A 19,628-nucleotide genomic window follows, 5' to 3' on the forward strand; every position below is an offset into this window, starting at 1 on the left:
CTTACTCAACCGTTACACTTTTCGCCAGGTTACGTGGTTTATCCACATCATGACCCAGTGCCAGGGAAGCATAGTATGCCAGCAATTGCAGCGCAACTACAGACAAAGCAGGGCTAAGCAGTGGCAACGTCTTAGGAATTGCAAACGCTTGGTCTACGGATTTCAGCAATGGTGCTACGTGCTCTTCATACGTAATTGCCAATACATCTGCGCCACGTGCTTTTACTTCCTTAATGTTGCTCACTGTTTTCTCAAGTACGTTCTCTTGCGTTGCCAAGGCAATAACAGGGATGCCGTCTTCGATCAATGCGAGCGTACCGTGTTTCAGCTCACCCGCAGCATACGCTTCGGAGTGAATGTAAGAGATCTCTTTCAGCTTCAAAGATCCTTCTTGAGCTACTGCGTAGTCAAGACCACGACCAATGAAGAAGAGATGTTCATGTTTAGAGATTTGCTCTGCATATCCTTTGATTGCCTCCGCTTGCTCCAACATGGATTCCACTTGCTCAGGCAATGCTTGCATTGCTGCCAGCGTGTGTTCAATCTCTTCTGCAGATTGAGTACCACGAACTTGTGCAAGGTACAGACCAAGCAAGTTGAACGCGATCAACTGCGAAGTATACGCTTTGGTAGAAGCTACTGCAATCTCCGGACCTGCCAATGTTGCGATAACATCATCTGCATCACGTGCAATGGAGCTGCCCACTACGTTTGTGATTGCCAGTACATGCGCACCATTGGATTGTGCTTCACGCAATGCAGCAAGCGTATCGGCAGTTTCACCAGATTGGCTCACTACGATTACAAGTGTATCTTTGTGCACGATTGGGGAACGGTAACGGTACTCGGAAGCCACATCTGTTTCAACCGGAATACGTACCAATTGCTCAATCACTGTACGTCCAACCAGACCTGCATGGTACGCTGTACCACATGCAATGATTTGAACGTTACGAATATTTTTAATTTGTTCTTCAGTCATTTTCAACTCAGGAAGTTGAACTTTTTTGCCTTCATTATCGATGCGACCCAGCATAGTATCACGATATGCTTTTGGTTGCTCATGAATTTCTTTCAGCATGAAGTGCTCGAATCCGCCTTTTTCTGCGGTTACAGCATCCCAATCGACACGAATCATTTCCCGAGAAATAAAGTTGCCTTCAATCGTCATCAATTCGACAGCATCATGTGTCAATACAGCCATTTCACCATCATTCAGAATGTACACGTTACGTGTATGTTCCAGAATTGCCGGGATGTCGGAACCAATGAAGTTCTCGCCTTCACCAATACCAATAATCAATGGGCTTGCTTGACGCACAGCTACGAGTTTCTCAGGCTCATGCTCTGTCAATACACCCAGTGCAAATGCGCCACGCAACAACGTGATCACTTTTTGTACTGTTTTGACGATATCACCATTGTATTCACGTGCGATCAGGTGAGAGATAACCTCAGTATCTGTCTCGGAAGTGAACGTGTGACCTTGAGCCATCAATTCATCCTTCAGATCCAGGTAGTTCTCAATAATACCGTTATGCACAACAGAGAACTTCTGGCTTCCATCCGTGTGTGGATGAGAGTTCTCATCCGATGGTTTACCATGAGTTGCCCAACGTGTGTGTCCGATTCCGGCATTACCTACCAGTGGTGCACCATCCAGCTTGGCTTCAAGGTTCGCAAGACGACCAAGAGCTTTCGTGATTTGCAGACCTTCCGGTGTAAATACCGCGATACCTGCAGAATCATAACCACGATACTCGAGTTTCTTTAATCCTTCGACCAATACCGATTGAGTGTTCTTATTACCAATATATCCAACAATACCGCACATAATTTATTTCCTCCGTTTGTATATGAATACTGTGTCACGAAGAGAAACAGGCAGAGGCGGCACATCGGAAAAATGAGTGATTGCCTAGCGTTTCATGAATACTTGGTACTTATTCAATTATCAATGATCAGAGCGACCTCGTGTCGCCCCGCTGTCATCATAAGCTGTTATGAATGCAATCATGAATGTACATCATTTTCCCGTCCGCGTACTGTTTACGCTCTTCACGCACATTCATTTGAATTTTAGTTTAACTCCTGCACCTGCACCGGCGCGTTGTGTGGACAGTCACCTATCCATTTTCCGCAATCCGGTTTACGGCTCTGGTGCTTCACCGGGAGGTCCCCGCCGAACAATCCGAACACCTCCACCTCGTCAGCTTGATTGCCGTTGATCTTAATCAGCCGTTCTTCAACCTAGAAGAAATCCTGATCAACATCATCCCGCGCAACTCCAAGCTCTGGCGCTTGTGTAACTGTAACCTTACGTTCCTCACTTTCTGTGTCTGAATGACGACTCCACTCATTATATGCACGTCAGGTCCATTTTGCAATGGAGCAAAGTACCTGTGACAATTTTAGCATATTTACCTACAATCCCGACCGGATAAACGGACCTATGGTCTCATCAGGCCGGGACGCAGGAATATCCATCATTAGAGGTAATTCAAAAATTCCGCTTTTGATTACGAATCATGCCTAACGGCATCATCAGCATCGAATATGAAATTCAGCCGAAATGTCCGTTGCTCACGTAGTTTCCCTATGCTCCGCTACTCCATTTCTATCTTCATTCCATCTTCTTGGTACTGAAAACCAGACTTTTTGAACACGCACTATAAGTCCTAAATCATGTTATATTATGCCTAGTTCTGCCAACAATTCCCTTAAGAAAACCGTATGCCGAAGGTATCTCTTACATCTTCCAGTACTATACCAGTTCTTTTTGCACTACATCTGCGATTTGAGACACAAATTGTTCAAGTTCGTCTTTATCTGGTCCTTCCGCCATAACACGGATCAGAGACTCAGTACCTGAAGCACGAACGAGTACACGTCCATTATCGCCGAGTTGTTGTTCTACTGTAGCAATAGCCTGCTCGATTGCAGCATTGCCCTCGTATTTGCTCTTATCTTCAACACGCACATTCACCAATACTTGTGGGTACTGGATCATTAGCGCTTTTAGTTCACTCAGTCTTTTACCGGAAGCCTTGAGTGTATCCACGAGTTGAATCGCAGTCAGCATACCGTCTCCGGTTGTATTGTAATCCAGGAAAATAACATGACCAGACTGCTCTCCGCCCAAGTTGTAACCGCCGCGACGCATTTCCTCCATCACATAACGGTCACCTACTGCCGTTTTAGCTGTTTTCAGTGCAAGTTTCTCCGTTGCTTTGTAGAATCCGATGTTACTCATAACGGTCGATACAACAGTACTGTCCTTCAACTTGCCTGCACGATTCATCGCATCACCGCAGATACACAGAATGAAGTCTCCATCCACCTCAGCGCCTGTCTCATCAATAGCAATCAGACGATCCGCATCCCCGTCAAAAGCAAGACCCAGATCCGCTTTATGTTTAAGCACTTCTTGTTTCAGGTTCTCTGGATGAGTTGATCCACATTGCTCATTAATATTCAGGCCGTTAGGCTCAGCGCCAATGGCAATGACTTCTGCACCAAGTTCACTGAACAATTTCGGTGCCAGCTCATAAGCTGCTCCGTTTGCACAGTCCAGAACAATTTTAAGTCCAGAGAACGATTCATTTACAGTCGTTTTCAGGAAATCAAGGTAACGATAACGGGATTCTTCATCTGTCGTTACAGTACCCAGACCGCCACCAACTGGCCGTGGCAATTGATCTGTCTCCGCATCCATCAGTTCTTCAATCCGGTTCTCTGTTTCATCAGACAGCTTGAAGCCATCTCCGCCAAAGAACTTGATTCCGTTATCCTCAACCGGATTGTGGGAAGCTGAGATCATCACGCCCGCGTCAGCTTTCAACAAACGTGCAATATACGCCACTCCCGGAGTGGATACAACGCCCAGACGGATCACATCAGCGCCAATGGACAACAGACCTGCAACCAGTGCGGATTCCAACATCAATCCCGAGATTCGAGTATCCATGCCGATAACCACTTTTGGTCTTTCCACACCACCTGCAAGCACGTAACCACCACAACGTCCAATGCTGTAAGCCAGCTCTGCCGTTAACTCTTTATTGGCAACCCCTCTTACACCGTCTGTACCAAAATATTTCCCCATGATTTAACTCCTTCTATTCGCATCATATACGAGCACTATTATTATTTTTTGAGAATTTTAAAATTAGAACGTTTACGGATTTGAGCCACTTTTACTGCTACTACCACTGTTATTATTATTTAAATTACCTCGATTGGTTGTGCTCCCCTGTTGACTCTGATCCTGAGTATCCGTATTCGATTCCGTTTCTTCTTCATCAGGAACAGGCTCCGTTTCCCCGTTTTCGACCTCGGCTGGTGAAGGGTCAGGTGCTACCGTTCCCTCGTCAGTCGGATCTTCGCTAGGCGTAGTTGTGGTGTCCTCAGCCTTTTCGCTAATTTTGACCGTTGCACTCAGAGCATTAGATGATTCATCCAGTTTGGCATAACGGGGCAGGTCGGCTTCAAGCTTAATCTCATGCGTTCCGACCGCAAGTTCAGCAAGATCCCCCGTCAACGTGAGATCATCACTACTCAGACCCTCAAGCATACTTGCCGAGCCTGTAAGCGTAAGGTTCAGACCGCCACTTTTAGGCGTAACGAGTGTACCTTCAAGCCCATTCCCCGCACCGGTAAGTGTGATGGGGACGTTCGGAAAGACTTTGGTTGTCTCCTCCGCCTCGTCAAATGGGGATATGGTTACCTTGATCTGAATCGAACTAGGCTCGATTTTCTCAAAACCGGAAGGCGGCGTCAAGTCCACGTTAACTGTCGACGTACCTGACTGCTCAAACTGCGTTAGATCAAGGGTTACTTGGTCGTAGGCCTGTATACCCGCAAGCGCATTCTCTGATCCATAAACCGAGACTTCTTTCACGCTTGGCTCTACTGTGGAGAGTACCAGGCCTTCCGGAAGCTGTCCCGAATATTTGATTCTTAAGGGTACAGATGTATAGGGCTGATTGACCGGAACACGGACTTCAACCGTTTGAGGCGTTATAATCGCATTTTCAAGGACTTTGCCTTCAGCATCGTATGCTTGAAGTTTCACTTTTTTCTGTATGACATCTTCCTTCGCATCTTTCACGCTCACACTGCCCTGGATCTTCGCTACAGCCTCGAGTTGCCCTTCGGGCAGAGTTACCTTAACTGGCGTCGAAGGTTCAATTACGGGCGTTCCAGCGCTGTATCCGGCGGATGGTTCCCCTTCGGGTACAATATTCACATTGAAGGATTTGGTGCCCAATTTTTCTACATTCACCGTAACCATGGAAGGTTCCATGCTGACCACTTCTACACCGGAAGGCAGATCAGGTACGAGTGGCAGTGTATTGGACCCATCTTTCACCTGACTCAGATCGACCAGTACCTTGTAATCATCATTCGTAAAAATCGATGTCAACATCGAGCGCTGTCCTTTGATCTCCAGCCGGACCTCATCCGTACTTAATGAAGTAAGCACATAGCTGTTGCTGTCTAATCCATAAGGTTGAACAGGCACCGTACGTTCCACAACCTTGTTGGTTGTCCCTGTTGTAATCGTAGGGGTGGTTGGTACCTCATCCAGATGAATCATGAACCAGAGCAGCAGGCTCACCGCAAGTGCAAGTATTTTGGCAAAGTTATTATTGTTAAACCACTTATCCATTGTTACGTCCTCCCTTCCGTTTCCAGAAGGTTGTCCAGCCATTCTTTTTCAGATTGGATGTAGGGCGCAACTCCTCATACAGTTTGGCAATCAGCGATTCTTCCTTAATATCACGAACGACCTGTCCATTCATTGCAAGTGACACTTGTCCTGTCTCCTCGGAGACAACCAAACAGATCGCATCTGCAACTTCGGTAATCCCGATTGCTGCACGATGACGTGTTCCCAATTCCTTACTGATAAAAGGATTCTCTGATAATGGCAAATAACAAGCTGCCGCCGAAATCTGTTTTCCCTGTATAATAACGGCTCCATCATGGAGCGGTGTATTTGGAATAAAGATGTTAATCATCAGCTCTGAGCTGACCAGAGATTGCATCTTAATGCCCGATTCCGTGTAATCGTTCAGACCCGTTTCACGTTCAAACACGACCAAAGCGCCAATTTTACGTCGTGACAAATAATTAACAGACTTAATAATCTCACCAATTAACACGGTTAATTCTTCATCACTCGCTGCCGCTGAACGTCCAAACAGCTTACCGCGTCCCAATTGCTCCAGACCACGACGCAGTTCCGGCTGAAAGATAATGAACACCGCAACGACACCAAACGTAAACATCTGGTTCATTAACCACTTGAGCGTATACAGGTTTAGCCACGTACTTAATGCCCAGATCAGCACAAGGAACAGAATCCCTTTCAGGAGCTGAACCGCACGTGTCCCCCGCACAAGCAAAATCAGTTTGTACATAATATAGGTAACGATCAATATATCGATAACGTCCTTAATGGACTCTGTCCACGTTAAGTCAGCAAAATAATTCATAAGCCAGCCCCCGCTATCCCCATTGATGAGTAAACCCTGATCTCATATTAACCCATTAGGATTTTATATAATCCTTTGTCTCCGCGTTTTGCATCATTCGATTTGTGCAAAATGCGTATCTATATGTAGTAGTATGTTCTCTTTAGTATCTAGGTTATAACGTTAACGTTCAGGTTGCAAGTTACGGCAGTCTCAAACTGCACATAAACATCACATTTCCCATGAATTACAAAGTTTGCGTATAAAAAAAGAGTACCCCATGCAATCTGGAGGTACCCTGCTTGGTATATACCATTGAAGATTTTACCCTGTTCTAGCGATAAGCCACTTCATTTACCATATTGGTTATTTTGTACCAGAACCAGTCCAGCGCCTGATCAATACTTTTCACCTGACCTGAAATATGCGCGGTTGAAGCCTGAAACAGTTGTCCATCGATAACCGTCAGATTGCCGTTCACATCACCATATACTTGTGCGGTTCCATTTTCTATCGTAAGATCGCCAGCAATTGACTTACCTTCAGGAACAATAACCGTGTTACCCTGAATCACGATCTGGTCCAGATTATTTCCCTTAACAACCATCTCGTTATTCTGATTCCAGAAATTCAAGGCGCTAAAGAGCATCACGACCAAAAAGAAGGCTGCCGCCGTCAGCGCGGGATGTCCTTTGACCCATTTGAGCCATGCTTGCTGTCTCTTGGGCTGGGGCAGAGCATTCATAATTCGATTGGTCAGCTCATCAGAGGCAGACGGTGAATAGTGTTTCATGGCAAAGAGTAGCATTTCCGTCTGTTCCAACTCTTTAAAGCGCATGCGACAATCCGGACAGATCACAAGGTGACTTTTCAGTTCAACCTTCTGGGCCGGGGACAACGACTCATCCAAACATTCATGCATTAAAGAGACGGCCGAGTTGCAATCCATATGAGAGCCAATCCTTTCTTAAATCACTTAGTCCATGTGCCATTAAAAAGCACGCATAAGACTTGCATACATTACATACGCATCCGTTTCGGATATGTTTCAAATAATTTCGCCCATATTTAAAAGCGTTTAACATTTATAACTTGTACTCCAATTTTTTACGTAGAAAATCACGGCCCCGATGAACGCGTGTCTTAATCGTTGTTACGGGCATACCTGTCACGTCACTGATTTCCTGTAGCGACAAGTCCTGTAAATATCTCAAAATCATAACGGACTTATACTTGGCTGGCAAACTGTCAATAGCCTCACGAATGAGTGTCTGCGTTTCTGACAGGAGCGCTTCACTCTCCGGTGTACGATCATCACTCGGGAGCATCGCATAACCATCAGATCCTTCCTGGTCATTCAGTTCAGCATCCAAAGAGTATGAAGGTTTCTTTCTGCGCAGTCGGTCAATACACAGATTCGTTGCGATCCGGTATATCCAGGTTGAGAACTTCTGGTTCGGATCGTACTTCTCCATATTACGAAACACACGCAAAAACGTCTCCTGCACAACGTCTTCAGCTTCATGACGATTGTTCAGCATCCGGTATGCCAAATGAAATAGCTTGTCCTTATATAGTTCAACGATTTCTGCGAAGGCTCTCTGGTCTCCCTTGAGCACCAATTTCACAAGCCTGTTCTCCAAATTGTCCACCCTTATTCCCCCAGACATGCTGATGGGTCTTCCGTCTTCTGATACCCGTCCACACTTGTAATTCACCAATCAAATCGTAAATCAACTTTGGTCAAAAATCAAGACTGTATGACAAATATCCGCCAAAAACAGTAAAAACGGGAACTCCCGCAGGAGTCCCGTTTCATCTCTCACTCCGTAGAGCAGAGAATGGAGCTTTTATTCAACAAAGTAATGGGTTCTTTGTTACATATGATTATTCAAATGAAGCAGTTCAATCATCAACCTGTGTTACGCAGTCCTGCAGCGATGCCGTTAATTGTCAGCAACACTTCTCTGAGCAGTTCCGTATCATCCTCACCACGTTCACGCATATCTCTGAGCTCGCTCAGAAGTTGAACTTGCATGTAGGACAACGGATCTACATAAGGGTTACGAAGACGAATGGATTCTTGAATAACCGGTACATCATCCAGAATTTCAGCTTCTCCGGTAATTTTCAGGATCAACTCTTTTGTGAGTTTGAATTCGGCTTCAATCTGACCGTATATGCGATCACGGGCTTCCTTGTTCGAAGTCATTGCTGAATATTCTTTGGCAATCACCAGATCTGCCTTGGCTACGGCCATCTGTACCGTATCAATTAATGTACGGAAGAATGGGAAGCTTGCATACATTTCTTTCAGGACAACCAGATTTTCCTCTTTACCCTGATAGTAACTTTGCAATCCTGTTCCTGCCGCATACCATGCCGGAAGCAGATAACGACTTTGAGTCCATGCGAATACCCAAGGGATCGCTCTCAGATCTTCAAACTTATCACTATTTTTACGCTTGGATGGACGGGAGCCAATGTTCAGCTCACCAACCTCCGGAAGCGGCGTTGATTCTTTGAAGAATGTGAAGAAGTCTGGATCACGGAAAATCAGATCCTGATATTTCGTCAGAGATACTTCCGAAATCTCTTTGATGATGCTGTCCCAATGACGCTCGGATGCTGACTCTTGCGGCTCAAGCCCATTAAGTGCTGCTGTGATTAGAGCCGAAGTTGCCTGCTCCAGACTGCGGTATGCAATCCCCTGAAGGGAATAACGGGAAGAAATAACCTCTCCCTGCTCCGTAATCTTGATGCCCCCACCAATCGTATGTGGTGGTTGAGCAAGAATACTGCGGTTGAGTGGCATGCCGCCACGTCCCAGAGCCCCGCCACGTCCATGGAAGAACTTCAGCTTAACGCCATGTTCATTACCTACAGCCGTGATGGCATTCATTGCTACACGCAGTTCCCAGTTGGCTGTAACCACTCCGCCATCCTTGTTACTGTCAGAATAACCAAGCATGATTTCATGCAGTTCATTCCGTCCTTTTACGCTTGCGCGGTATACAGGAAGGTTGAACAGCTTCTGCATAATGTCCGAAGCCGCATGTAGATCATCAATCGTTTCAAACAGTGGTACCGCTTGAAGAGTAGATACAACCTCACCATTGTGTCCTTTGGTGAATAAGCCCACTTCCTTGGCAAATACCATAACCTCCAGCAAATCACTTGCGCCCTGCGTCATACTGATCAGGTAACTTGTGATACAGCCGTTCCCAAATTCGTTTTGGGCACGCTTAATGGTACGGAAGACATCCAGACATTCTTTGGTTCCCTCCGTGTATTGGTGATAAGGAGAAGTAAGCGGACGTGGATCATCCAGCAAACGAGCAAGCAGATCGATTTTACCGTCTTCAGTCAGACGCGCATAATCCTCTACAATGTTCATTTTCGCCAAAATCTCCGACATCGCATTTTCATGTTCCTTACTGTGCTGACGCACATCCAATGCTGCGGTATGGAAACCAAACAACTCGACTTGACGAATCATTTTGCGAATGGTTGTATCTGCTACGTAATCGGCAAAATGATGGCGCAGACTTCGATCAATAATCATCAGTTCATCAATCAAATCCTGTGCGCTATGATAACGGTCAGGCTGACCTAATTTGTTCTCGTCCAGTACATTGTTCAGCTTGGCAATCATATAAGCCAATTTGATGCGGTATGGCTCTTTTTCATTCCGCCAGATATCCACTTTTTTCAATGTAACAGAATTACGGTCCTGCTCAATCGACTGCACCAGCTCATCCGATACGTGAATGATGTTCGTGCTGAAGCTGAGATGGCCCATAAGTTCAATCATAATCCGTTGGTATTCACGCAAAGCGAGCTTGCGTTGCATCAACAGTGTCTGCCATGTTACATCTGAAGTTACCGAAGGATTTCCATCCCGGTCTCCACCGATCCAGGAACCGAACCGCAAATACGTCGGCACATGCCAGTCATGGTCAGGATAAAATTTGTTCAGGCAGCGTTCCAGCTCCTGATATACATCCGGAAGTACGTGGAACAACGTTTCATGAAAGTAATACATCCCGTTCCGCACTTCATCAAGCACAGTCGGTTTACGGTCACGAAGCTCATCAGTCTGCCATAGTGTAATGACTTCGTTCAGCAACTTCTCCCGCAACTGTTCACGTTCACGCAACGTCAGCGTAGGATTATCAAGTGACATGACATCTTCGGATATCCGCTTGTGGATGTCCAGAATAACCCGGCGCATGGCTTCGGTTGGGTGAGCTGTCATAACGAGTTCCAGTGACAAATCATCAAGAATCTCTTCCACCTCTGTATGAGACAGTCCACGTTCCTTAAGATCCTGTACTGCTTTCTCAATCGATCCTGGCTGCACAGCGTCCCCAGCAGAACGTTCATAATCCCGTTTACGCCGGATCCGATGGTTTTGTTCAGCAATATTAACTAATTGAAAATAAATAGCGAAAGCCCGAATAACCTGGTGACGATTGTCCGAGTCTAATTCCTGGATCATCGTTTTGAACTCTGCATAGAGTTCTGGCAGAAATTCTGCACGCAACGATTTGCTCGTTTCCCGAATCTTCTCAACGATATCTAGAAGCTCCGTGCCGCCTTGATGGACAAGAACTTCTCCGAGTATATTGCCCAGGAACCGCACGTCTCGCCGAAGCAGGTTGTTGGATTGGCTTTTGCTGGCGGTTACCATAGTTTCAGTCATGCTTATCCTCCCATCTGATCGTTCCATTCGTACACGTAAATTTGACACCTTCATAACATCATACAATAAAATGGTACGAAAATCTTCATTTTTCTACTAGAAAAAATGGGGATTATCCCCGATTTACAGCACAAAAACACGCTTTTTTATTCATTTTCTTGTTCTGCTTCAATTAATGGTCATATGCTGTCGCATGATACCTTTTTCACGTACTTTAGATAAATCAAATGTCTCATACCTATGCTTAAAAATTTATAAATATACAGTTACTTTAGATATGATCCATCGTACCTGATCGTAAGGTTAAACCGTATAATTTCATTATTTGAGAACAGATGATATACAAAGAAACATGACCGGCAAAGCAAGCTTTTGTATACTTTACCACAGTGATGTAATAAATTAAAGATAAAATTAAAAATTCCTTCCCACTACAAGTCTGCTTACCAGGGGACTTTCTTATGTATGTTCCTAACCTACTGTAATTGTAGGGATATCTTAACAGACCATTTCTACATAATGTTCTTAGCTTTTTGGGCAGATTAATCTATAGCTCTTACTAAAAAGGAGGAACTTAAATGATGAAGAAGGGTACAACAATTATTGCTTCCGTGCTTCTGGTGGCCGCGATGGCAGGCCCTGCTGCTGCTGATGGTCAAATGTCCAAAGGTGTGGATACCAACACCAACGGTTCACGTGTTCGCTCTTATCAGGACACCAACTACATGGACCGCACAAACACTAATTCCAACATGAATATGAATATGGATGGAAACTACCGCAACAATGGTGACTATCGTACCAACAATGTTCGGGCGAACGCCACTACGAACGACCGTGATAATGGTATGGATTGGGGCTGGCTTGGTTTGTTGGGACTACTGGGGCTAGCTGGCATGCGTAAAAGAGTGACGGATCGTAACGAACGTTAAATTGTGCGCTCTTCACTATACAATAGCTGCTACGTTTTAGAGGCAGCTCATCCACAGAGATAAACAGAAGAGCCAAGACCCCCTATTTGGATAGTAAAGGGTCTTGGCTCTTTTTTTAATAAACCTGTACTTGTACCTTACATAAAATAACTGCTAATTCTTACGTTAACAAAAGTAAAAAAGCCTTTGCATCTGCAAAGGCTCTTTCGTTATATCCTGTAAGCGGGTGATGGGAATCGAACCCACGCTATTAGCTTGGAAGGCTAAAGTTCTACCATTGAACTACACCCGCATAAACAAAAATCGGGATGACACGATTTGAACATGCGACCCCCTGGTCCCAAACCAGGTGCTCTACCAAGCTGAGCTACATCCCGATACTAAAAAAATAATGGCGCGCCCTGAGAGATTCGAACTCCCGGCCTTTTGATTCGTAGTCAAACGCTCTATCCAGCTGAGCTAAGGGCGCAAAATATTGGAGCGGAAGACGGGAATCGAACCCGCGACCCTCGCCTTGGCAAGGCGATGCTCTACCGCTGAGCCACTTCCGCAAATAAAGGATGCGCGTGGAGGGACTTGAACCCCCACGTCAAAGACGCTAGATCCTAAGTCTAGTGCGTCTGCCAATTCCGCCACACGCGCATATGATGGTGAGTCATGAAGGGCTCGAACCTTCGACACCCTGATTAAAAGTCAGGTGCTCTACCAACTGAGCTAATGACTCATACTAAAATGGCTGGGGATATAGGATTTGAACCTATGCATGACGGAGTCAAAGTCCGTTGCCTTACCGCTTGGCTAATCCCCAATAAAAAATATGGTGGAGGCTGAGGGGATCGAACCCCCGACCCTCTGCTTGTAAGGCAGATGCTCTCCCAGCTGAGCTAAGCCTCCAACTATATGACCCGTAGGGGATTCGAACCCCTGTTACCTCCGTGAAAGGGAGGTGTCTTAACCCCTTGACCAACGGGCCCCATTTCCAAAGCTCTCAACCGGGATCGAACCGGTGACCTCATCCTTACCATGGATGCACTCTACCTACTGAGCTATGAGAGCAAATGGCTCCCCGAACAGGGCTCGAACCTGTGACAACTCGATTAACAGTCGAGTGCTCTACCAACTGAGCTATCAGGGAATAATATGCATTTGCAAGGCAAATGCAATTCATCGTACAACGTCCACATGCAGAGCCTGTTTTCTATGTATGATGAAAGAGTTCGCTTGGCGGCATCCTACTCTCCCAGGACCCTGCGGTCCAAGTACCATCGGCGCTAGAGGGCTTAACGGTCGTGTTCGGGATGGGTACGTGTGGAACCCCTCCGCCATCGCCACCAAACGCGATTTGTCGAAGCATAGCTTCTTAAAATCAGATATGGAAATGAAAATCATACACACATTCTGTGATGTACCAATTTTCATTTCAGAGATTGTTCTCTGAAAACTAGATTCGAAACGAAACACGCGAATGACAACTTGCTATTGGATAAGCCCTCGACCGATTAGTACTGGTCAGCTCCATGCATTGCTGCACTTCCACCCCCAGCCTATCTACCTCGTCGTCTTCAAGGGGTCTTACATACTGGGAAATCTCATCTTGAGGGGGCTTCACGCTTAGATGCTTTCAGCGTTTATCCCGTCCGTACATAGCTACCCAGCGGTGCTCCTGGCGGAACAACTGGTACACCAGCGGTACGTCCATCCCGGTCCTCTCGTACTAAGGACAGCTCCTCTCAAATTTCCTACGCCCACGACAGATAGGGACCGAACTGTCTCACGACGTTCTGAACCCAGCTCGCGTACCGCTTTAATGGGCGAACAGCCCAACCCTTGGGACCTACTTCAGCCCCAGGATGCGATGAGCCGACATCGAGGTGCCAAACCTCCCCGTCGATGTGGACTCTTGGGGGAGATAAGCCTGTTATCCCCAGGGTAGCTTTTATCCGTTGAGCGATGGCCCTTCCATGCGGTACCACCGGATCACTAAGCCCGACTTTCGTCCCTGCTCGACTTGTAGGTCTCGCAGTCAAGCTCCCTTATGCCTTTGCACTCTTCGAATGATTTCCAACCATTCTGAGGGAACCTTTGGGCGCCTCCGTTACTCTTTAGGAGGCGACCGCCCCAGTCAAACTGCCCACCTGACACTGTCCCCGCACCGGATTACGGTACCAGGTTAGAACCTAGATACGATCAGGGTGGTATCCCAACGTTGCCTCCACACAAGCTGGCGCTCATGCTTCAAAGGCTCCCACCTATCCTGTACAGATCGTACCCAAATTCAATATCAAGCTGCAGTAAAGCTCCATGGGGTCTTTCCGTCTTGTCGCGGGTAACCTGCATCTTCACAGGTATTAAAATTTCACCGGATCTCTCGTTGAGACAGCGCCCAAGTCGTTACGCCATTCGTGCGGGTCAGAATTTACCTGACAAGGAATTTCGCTACCTTAGGACCGTTATAGTTACGGCCGCCGTTTACTGGGGCTTCGGTTCACAGCTTCGGGATTACTCCCTAACCACTCCCCTTAACCTTCCAGCACCGGGCAGGCGTCAGCCCGTATACTTCGCCTTACGGCTTCGCACAGACCTGTGTTTTTGCTAAACAGTCGCTTGGGCCTTTTCACTGCGGCCCCCTCGTGCTATTCACACTACCGGGGCACCCCTTCTCCCGAAGTTACGGGGTCATTTTGCCGAGTTCCTTAACGAGAGTTCTTCCGCGCGCCTTAGAATACTCTTCTCGCCTACCTGTGTCGGTTTGCGGTACGGGCACCATCACCTGGCTAGAGGCTTTTCTTGGCAGTGTGAGATCATGACCTTCGCTACTGTAATTTTCGCTCCCCATCACAGCTCAGCCTTACAATGTGCGGATTTGCCTACACATCAGCCTCACTGCTTAGACGGACATCCATCAGTCCGCGTCACTACCCTACTGCGTCCCCCCATTGCTCATAACGGCTTACGGTGGTACAGGAATTTCGACCTGTTGTCCTTCGACTACGCCTTTCGGCCTCGCCTTAGGTCCCGACTTACCCTGAGCGGACGAGCCTTCCTCAGGAACCCTTAGGCTTTCGGCGGATCAGATTCTCACTGATCTTTTCGTTACTCATACCGGCATTCTCACTTGTATAATGTCCAGCGCTCCTTACGGTACACCTTCAACCCTTATACAACGCTCCCCTACCCCTGATGCAAAGCATCAAGCCATAGCTTCGGTGGTGTGTTTAGCCCCGTTACATTTTCGGCGCAGAGTCACTCGACCAGTGAGCTATTACGCACTCTTTCAATGGTGGCTGCTTCTAAGCCAACATCCTGGTTGTCTGTGCAACTCCACATCCTTTCCCACTTAACACACACTTGGGGACCTTAGCTGATGGTCTGGGCTGTTTCCCTTTTGACAATGGATCTTAGCACTCACTGTCTGACTCCCGGAAGTAAGTCTATGGCATTCGGAGTTTGACTGAGCTTGGTAACCCTTGCGGGCCCCGCACCCAATCAGTGCTCTACCTCCACGACTCTGTTTTCCGAGGCTAGCCCTAAAGCTATTTCGGGGAGAACCAGCTATCTCCGAGTTCGATTGGAATTTCTCCGCTACCCCCACCTCATCCCCGCATTTTTCAACATGCGTGGGTTCGGGCCTCCAGTGCGTGTTACCGCACCTTCACCCTGGACAGGGGTAGATCACCCGGTTTCGGGTCTACGTCCACGTACTCAATCGCCCTATTCAGACTCGCTTTCGCTGCGGCTCCGGCTCTTCACCTTAACCTTGCACGGGAACGTAACTCGCCGGTTCATTCTACAAAAGGCACGCCATCACCCCTAAAACGGGCTCTGACTTTTTGTAAGCACACGGTTTCAGGTTCTATTTCACTCCCCTTCCGGGGTGCTTTTCACCTTTCCCTCACGGTACTGCTTCACTATCGGTCGCTAGGAAGTATTTAGCCTTGGCAGATGGTCCTGCCGGATTCATACGGGGTTTCACGTGCCCCGCACTACTCGGGATCCGTCTCGGAGGGAACCAACTTTCAACTACAGGGCTTTTACCTTCTTTGGCAGGCCTTTCCAGACCTCTTCGCTTAACCGGTTCCTTTGTAACTCCATGTGAGACGTCCCACAACCCCAAAGAGCAAGCTCTCTGGTTTGGGCTTCTCCGCGTTCGCTCGCCGCTACTGACGGAATCACTATTGTTTTCTCTTCCTCAGGGTACTTAGATGTTTCAGTTCCCCTGGTATGCCTCTACACAACCTATGTATTCAGTTGTGAGTAACTGGAAATTACCCCAGCTGGGTTTCCCCATTCGGACACCCCCGGATCAAAGCTTGCTTACAGCTCCCCGAGGCAGTTTCGTTGTTCGCCACGTCCTTCATCGGCTCCTAGCGCCTAGGCATCCTCCGTGTGCTCTTAGTAGCTTAACCATTTTGTTCCGGTTTCGGTCGTTCGCTTCCCTTGTTTTGCTTGCGCAAAGCCAAAAGTCGCTCTCACCCGATACCATCACAAAAGCAATTCAACTACCTTTATACACTTGACTTGTTTGCACAAGTTCAGCTTAAAGGAATGTTCTAATTCGCGTTTGTTTCGTTTCGATATCTAGTTTTCAAAGAACAAACTTGTAAAACATTTTTGGTGGAGCCAAGCGGGATCGAACCGCTGACCTCCTGCTTGCAAGGCAGGCGCTCTCCCAGCTGAGCTATGGCCCCATATAAAGTTTAAAGGTATAGATGGTGGGCCCTGGTGGACTCGAACCACCGGCCTCACCCTTATCAGAGGTGCGCTCTAACCAACTGAGCTAAGGGCCCACATTACATATACTATTTGAACCCAAAATGGGTTACGCTTGGCGGCGTTCTACTCTCCCAGGACCCTGCGGTCCAAGTACCATTGACGCTGAAGGGCTTAACGGTCGTGTTCGGGATGGGAACGTGTGGAACCCCTTCGCTATCGCCACCAAACGTTTGAGAGTTTAAGCTCTCAAAACTGAGCAACGAGTGAGTTGCTTTGCTCTTCATTTCATCCACACCGAAGTGATAGACCAAAATGAATCGCTGTTGTAGGTTCTAAGAACCTACTTATTTGAATGTTTCCACTCGGGAAACGATTCTCCATAGAAAGGAGGTGATCCAGCCGCACCTTCCGATACGGCTACCTTGTTACGACTTCACCCCAATCATCTATCCCACCTTCGGCGGCTGGCTCCTTGCGGTTACCCCACCGACTTCGGGTGTTATAAACTCTCGTGGTGTGACGGGCGGTGTGTACAAGACCCGGGAACGTATTCACCGCGGCATGCTGATCCGCGATTACTAGCAATTCCGACTTCATGCAGGCGAGTTGCAGCCTGCAATCCGAACTGAGACCGGCTTTGTTGGGATTGGCTCCATCTCGCGATTTCGCAGCCCGTTGTACCGGCCATTGTAGTACGTGTGTAGCCCAGGTCATAAGGGGCATGACGATGATTTGACGTCATCCCCACCTTCCTCCGGTTTGTCACCGGCAGTCTATCTAGAGTGCCCACCCGAAGTGCTGGCAACTAAATATAAGGGTTGCGCTCGTTGCGGGACTTAACCCAACATCTCACGACACGAGCTGACGACAACCATGCACCACCTGTCTCCTCTGTCCCGAAGGAAAGGTACATCTCTGTACCGGTCAGAGGGATGTCAAGACCTGGTAAGGTTCTTCGCGTTGCTTCGAATTAAACCACATACTCCACTGCTTGTGCGGGTCCCCGTCAATTCCTTTGAGTTTCAGTCTTGCGACCGTACTCCCCAGGCGGAGTGCTTAATGTGTTAACTTCGGCACCAAGGGTATCGAAACCCCTAACACCTAGCACTCATCGTTTACGGCGTGGACTACCAGGGTATCTAATCCTGTTTGCTCCCCACGCTTTCGCGCCTCAGCGTCAGTTACAGCCCAGAGAGTCGCCTTCGCCACTGGTGTTCCTCCACATATCTACGCATTTCACCGCTACACGTGGAATTCCACTCTCCTCTTCTGCACTCAAGTCACCCAGTTTCCAGTGCGATCCGGGGTTGAGCCCCGGGATTAAACACCAGACTTAAATGACCGCCTGCGCGCGCTTTACGCCCAATAATTCCGGACAACGCTTGCCCCCTACGTATTACCGCGGCTGCTGGCACGTAGTTAGCCGGGGCTTTCTTCTCAGGTACCGTCACCTTGAGAGCAGTTACTCTCCCAAGCGTTCTTCCCTGGCAACAGAGCTTTACGATCCGAAAACCTTCATCACTCACGCGGCATTGCTCCGTCAGGCTTTCGCCCATTGCGGAAGATTCCCTACTGCTGCCTCCCGTAGGAGTCTGGGCCGTGTCTCAGTCCCAGTGTGGCCGATCACCCTCTCAGGTCGGCTACGCATCGTCGCCTTGGTGAGCCGTTACCCCACCAACTAGCTAATGCGCCGCAGGCCCATCCCCAAGTGACAGATTGCTCCGTCTTTCCAGTTTCCTTCAGGCGAAGAAAACAACTATTCGGTATTAGCTACCGTTTCCGGTAGTTGTCCCAAACTTGAGGGCAGGTTGCCTACGTGTTACTCACCCGTCCGCCGCTAAGTATCAAGGAAGCAAGCTCCCTATCAACTCCGCTCGACTTGCATGTATTAGGCATGCCGCCAGCGTTCGTCCTGAGCCAGGATCAAACTCTCCAATAAAGTATTGAAAAGAGCGATAAGCTCATTTTGAATCTGACGAGATTAAAAATCTCAATTGTGCTCCAGTCGATTCAAGCCAAGGCTTGTCTTCAACTTTCGCGTCATTCTGCAAGCAGAATGTTTACTCACTCGTTGTTCAGTTTTCAAAGATCAAACATTCAATTTAGTTCTGTTTTTCATGTTGTCGTCGTTTCAGCGGCGACTTTTATAATATATCATGTTGAAGTTCTCTTTGCAAGCATTATTTTTTCAATTCTTTTCAATCGCTTTATTTTCATGCTTTTTTCGGTGAACCGCTCCTAAAAAAGGAACGAAAATTAATTTACCATATGAAATTAGAAAGGTCAACCCTTTTTCGACAAAAAGTATGCCCCCCCCCCCAACAATTTCGCATTTTCATGGTTCAGAGGTACAGCACCCGCTATTGAGAGCCGCACCTCACTTCCACTACTGTAAATCTAATATATGACCAGCTTCAGCATTACGGCTTCGACTTTTTCAGTTTTCCACCTCTTGCATACTTGGACAACTCTTTTGGTGGGGCAAAGCGTGCATACATGCGGAACACAGTCTTATATCGGCTCGCGATAGCATATTTGATCTCTTGGTCAAGACGATTATCACTCAGATCGAACAGCATTTCATCTAATTCTTTACGTAGCACATAGTCTAATTCCTTGCATTCCTTATCGTTAAACAACATACCCAGCATTAGAGTTCTCCTTTTTGTGCATAGCCTCTTTATCACACTTACAGAAGTTTCATGCAACACCCGTGCATTCGCTTTTTGTGGGTGCTGCTGGAACCCGTTTTATTGTTATGGTCAACTTTCTGAAAATTTATGAATGCCAACCATCACA

Annotated in this window: 9 protein-coding genes, 13 tRNA genes and 4 rRNA genes; 1 reads left to right on the plus strand and 25 read right to left on the minus strand. The window is 47.4% G+C overall.

Annotated features, from left to right (window positions below; all coding sequences use genetic code 11):
- Position 1 precedes the first annotated feature (1 nt).
- The 7 genes from glmS to ppc form a co-directional block, all read right to left on the minus strand.
- Positions 2 to 1,834, minus strand: a complete 1,833-nt coding sequence (gene glmS, locus NST33_RS27245; protein WP_036668148.1) for a glutamine--fructose-6-phosphate transaminase (isomerizing) — start codon at positions 1,832 to 1,834, stop codon at positions 2 to 4.
- Between the two features lie 930 nt (positions 1,835 to 2,764).
- A complete protein-coding gene (gene glmM, locus NST33_RS27250; RefSeq protein ID WP_339305764.1) occupies positions 2,765 to 4,105 on the minus strand; it encodes a phosphoglucosamine mutase in 1,341 nt (446 codons plus the stop codon).
- Positions 4,106 to 4,177: 72 nt separating this feature from the next.
- Positions 4,178 to 5,671 (minus strand): CdaR family protein, encoded by a 1,494-nt coding sequence (locus NST33_RS27255; RefSeq protein ID WP_339305766.1) that lies wholly within the window; start codon positions 5,669 to 5,671, stop codon positions 4,178 to 4,180.
- Positions 5,664 to 6,500, minus strand: a complete 837-nt coding sequence (gene cdaA / locus NST33_RS27260; protein WP_047841664.1) for a diadenylate cyclase CdaA — start codon at positions 6,498 to 6,500, stop codon at positions 5,664 to 5,666. Before cdaA ends, NST33_RS27255 begins: the two co-directional genes overlap by 8 nt.
- Before the next feature lie 313 nt (positions 6,501 to 6,813).
- Positions 6,814 to 7,428: a zf-HC2 domain-containing protein gene (locus NST33_RS27265; RefSeq protein ID WP_036614042.1), complete on the minus strand. Its 615-nt coding sequence runs from the start codon at positions 7,426 to 7,428 to the stop codon at positions 6,814 to 6,816.
- A gap of 136 nt (positions 7,429 to 7,564) precedes the next feature.
- Complete coding sequence (gene sigW / locus NST33_RS27270) at positions 7,565 to 8,131, minus strand: RNA polymerase sigma factor SigW (protein WP_017692117.1); 567 nt, start codon at positions 8,129 to 8,131, stop codon at positions 7,565 to 7,567.
- Between the two features lie 260 nt (positions 8,132 to 8,391).
- Entirely contained in the window at positions 8,392 to 11,184 is a 2,793-nt protein-coding gene (gene ppc, locus NST33_RS27275) for a phosphoenolpyruvate carboxylase (RefSeq protein ID WP_076217238.1), read from the minus strand.
- 578 nt (positions 11,185 to 11,762) lie between these two features.
- On the opposite strand from ppc, the gene NST33_RS27280 reads away from it, so the two are divergent.
- Complete coding sequence (locus NST33_RS27280; protein WP_260632706.1) at positions 11,763 to 12,116, plus strand: WGxxGxxG family protein; 354 nt, start codon at positions 11,763 to 11,765, stop codon at positions 12,114 to 12,116.
- A 221-nt stretch (positions 12,117 to 12,337) separates the two neighbouring features.
- Here the strand turns inward: NST33_RS27280 and NST33_RS27285 are convergent.
- From NST33_RS27285 to NST33_RS27370, 18 genes are all read right to left on the minus strand, one after another.
- Positions 12,338 to 12,408 (minus strand) — tRNA-Gly (locus NST33_RS27285).
- Between the two features lie 11 nt (positions 12,409 to 12,419).
- Positions 12,420 to 12,493, minus strand: a tRNA-Pro gene (locus NST33_RS27290).
- Positions 12,494 to 12,508: 15 nt separating this feature from the next.
- Positions 12,509 to 12,585: transfer RNA gene (locus tag NST33_RS27295), tRNA-Arg, on the minus strand.
- Positions 12,586 to 12,592: 7 nt separating this feature from the next.
- Positions 12,593 to 12,667 (minus strand) — tRNA-Gly (locus tag NST33_RS27300).
- Positions 12,668 to 12,677: 10 nt separating this feature from the next.
- Positions 12,678 to 12,758, minus strand: a tRNA-Leu gene (locus tag NST33_RS27305).
- Between the two features lie 6 nt (positions 12,759 to 12,764).
- Positions 12,765 to 12,840 (minus strand) — tRNA-Lys (locus tag NST33_RS27310).
- 9 nt (positions 12,841 to 12,849) lie between these two features.
- A tRNA-Gln gene (locus tag NST33_RS27315) sits at positions 12,850 to 12,924 on the minus strand.
- A 10-nt stretch (positions 12,925 to 12,934) separates the two neighbouring features.
- Positions 12,935 to 13,010, minus strand: a tRNA-Val gene (locus tag NST33_RS27320).
- Positions 13,011 to 13,017: 7 nt separating this feature from the next.
- Positions 13,018 to 13,089 (minus strand) — tRNA-Glu (locus NST33_RS27325).
- 10 nt (positions 13,090 to 13,099) lie between these two features.
- A tRNA-Thr gene (locus NST33_RS27330) sits at positions 13,100 to 13,172 on the minus strand.
- Positions 13,173 to 13,175: 3 nt separating this feature from the next.
- A tRNA-Asn gene (locus NST33_RS27335) sits at positions 13,176 to 13,251 on the minus strand.
- 84 nt (positions 13,252 to 13,335) lie between these two features.
- Positions 13,336 to 13,452 (minus strand): 5S ribosomal RNA (rrf, locus tag NST33_RS27340).
- Positions 13,453 to 13,595: 143 nt separating this feature from the next.
- Positions 13,596 to 16,522 (minus strand): 23S ribosomal RNA (locus tag NST33_RS27345).
- A gap of 206 nt (positions 16,523 to 16,728) precedes the next feature.
- Positions 16,729 to 16,804: transfer RNA gene (locus NST33_RS27350), tRNA-Ala, on the minus strand.
- A 22-nt stretch (positions 16,805 to 16,826) separates the two neighbouring features.
- Positions 16,827 to 16,903 (minus strand) — tRNA-Ile (locus NST33_RS27355).
- Positions 16,904 to 16,939: 36 nt separating this feature from the next.
- Positions 16,940 to 17,056, minus strand: a 5S ribosomal RNA gene (gene rrf / locus NST33_RS27360).
- 156 nt (positions 17,057 to 17,212) lie between these two features.
- Positions 17,213 to 18,768 (minus strand): 16S ribosomal RNA (locus tag NST33_RS27365).
- Together the 16S, 23S and 5S rRNA genes with 13 tRNA genes alongside form the textbook arrangement of a ribosomal RNA operon.
- A gap of 481 nt (positions 18,769 to 19,249) precedes the next feature.
- Positions 19,250 to 19,480: a hypothetical protein gene (locus NST33_RS27370; protein ID WP_056697767.1), complete on the minus strand. Its 231-nt coding sequence runs from the start codon at positions 19,478 to 19,480 to the stop codon at positions 19,250 to 19,252.
- Positions 19,481 to 19,628 lie beyond the last annotated feature (148 nt).

It is taken from the genome of Paenibacillus sp. FSL L8-0435 (assembly GCF_037965655.1).
GTDB lineage: Bacteria > Bacillota > Bacilli > Paenibacillales > Paenibacillaceae > Paenibacillus.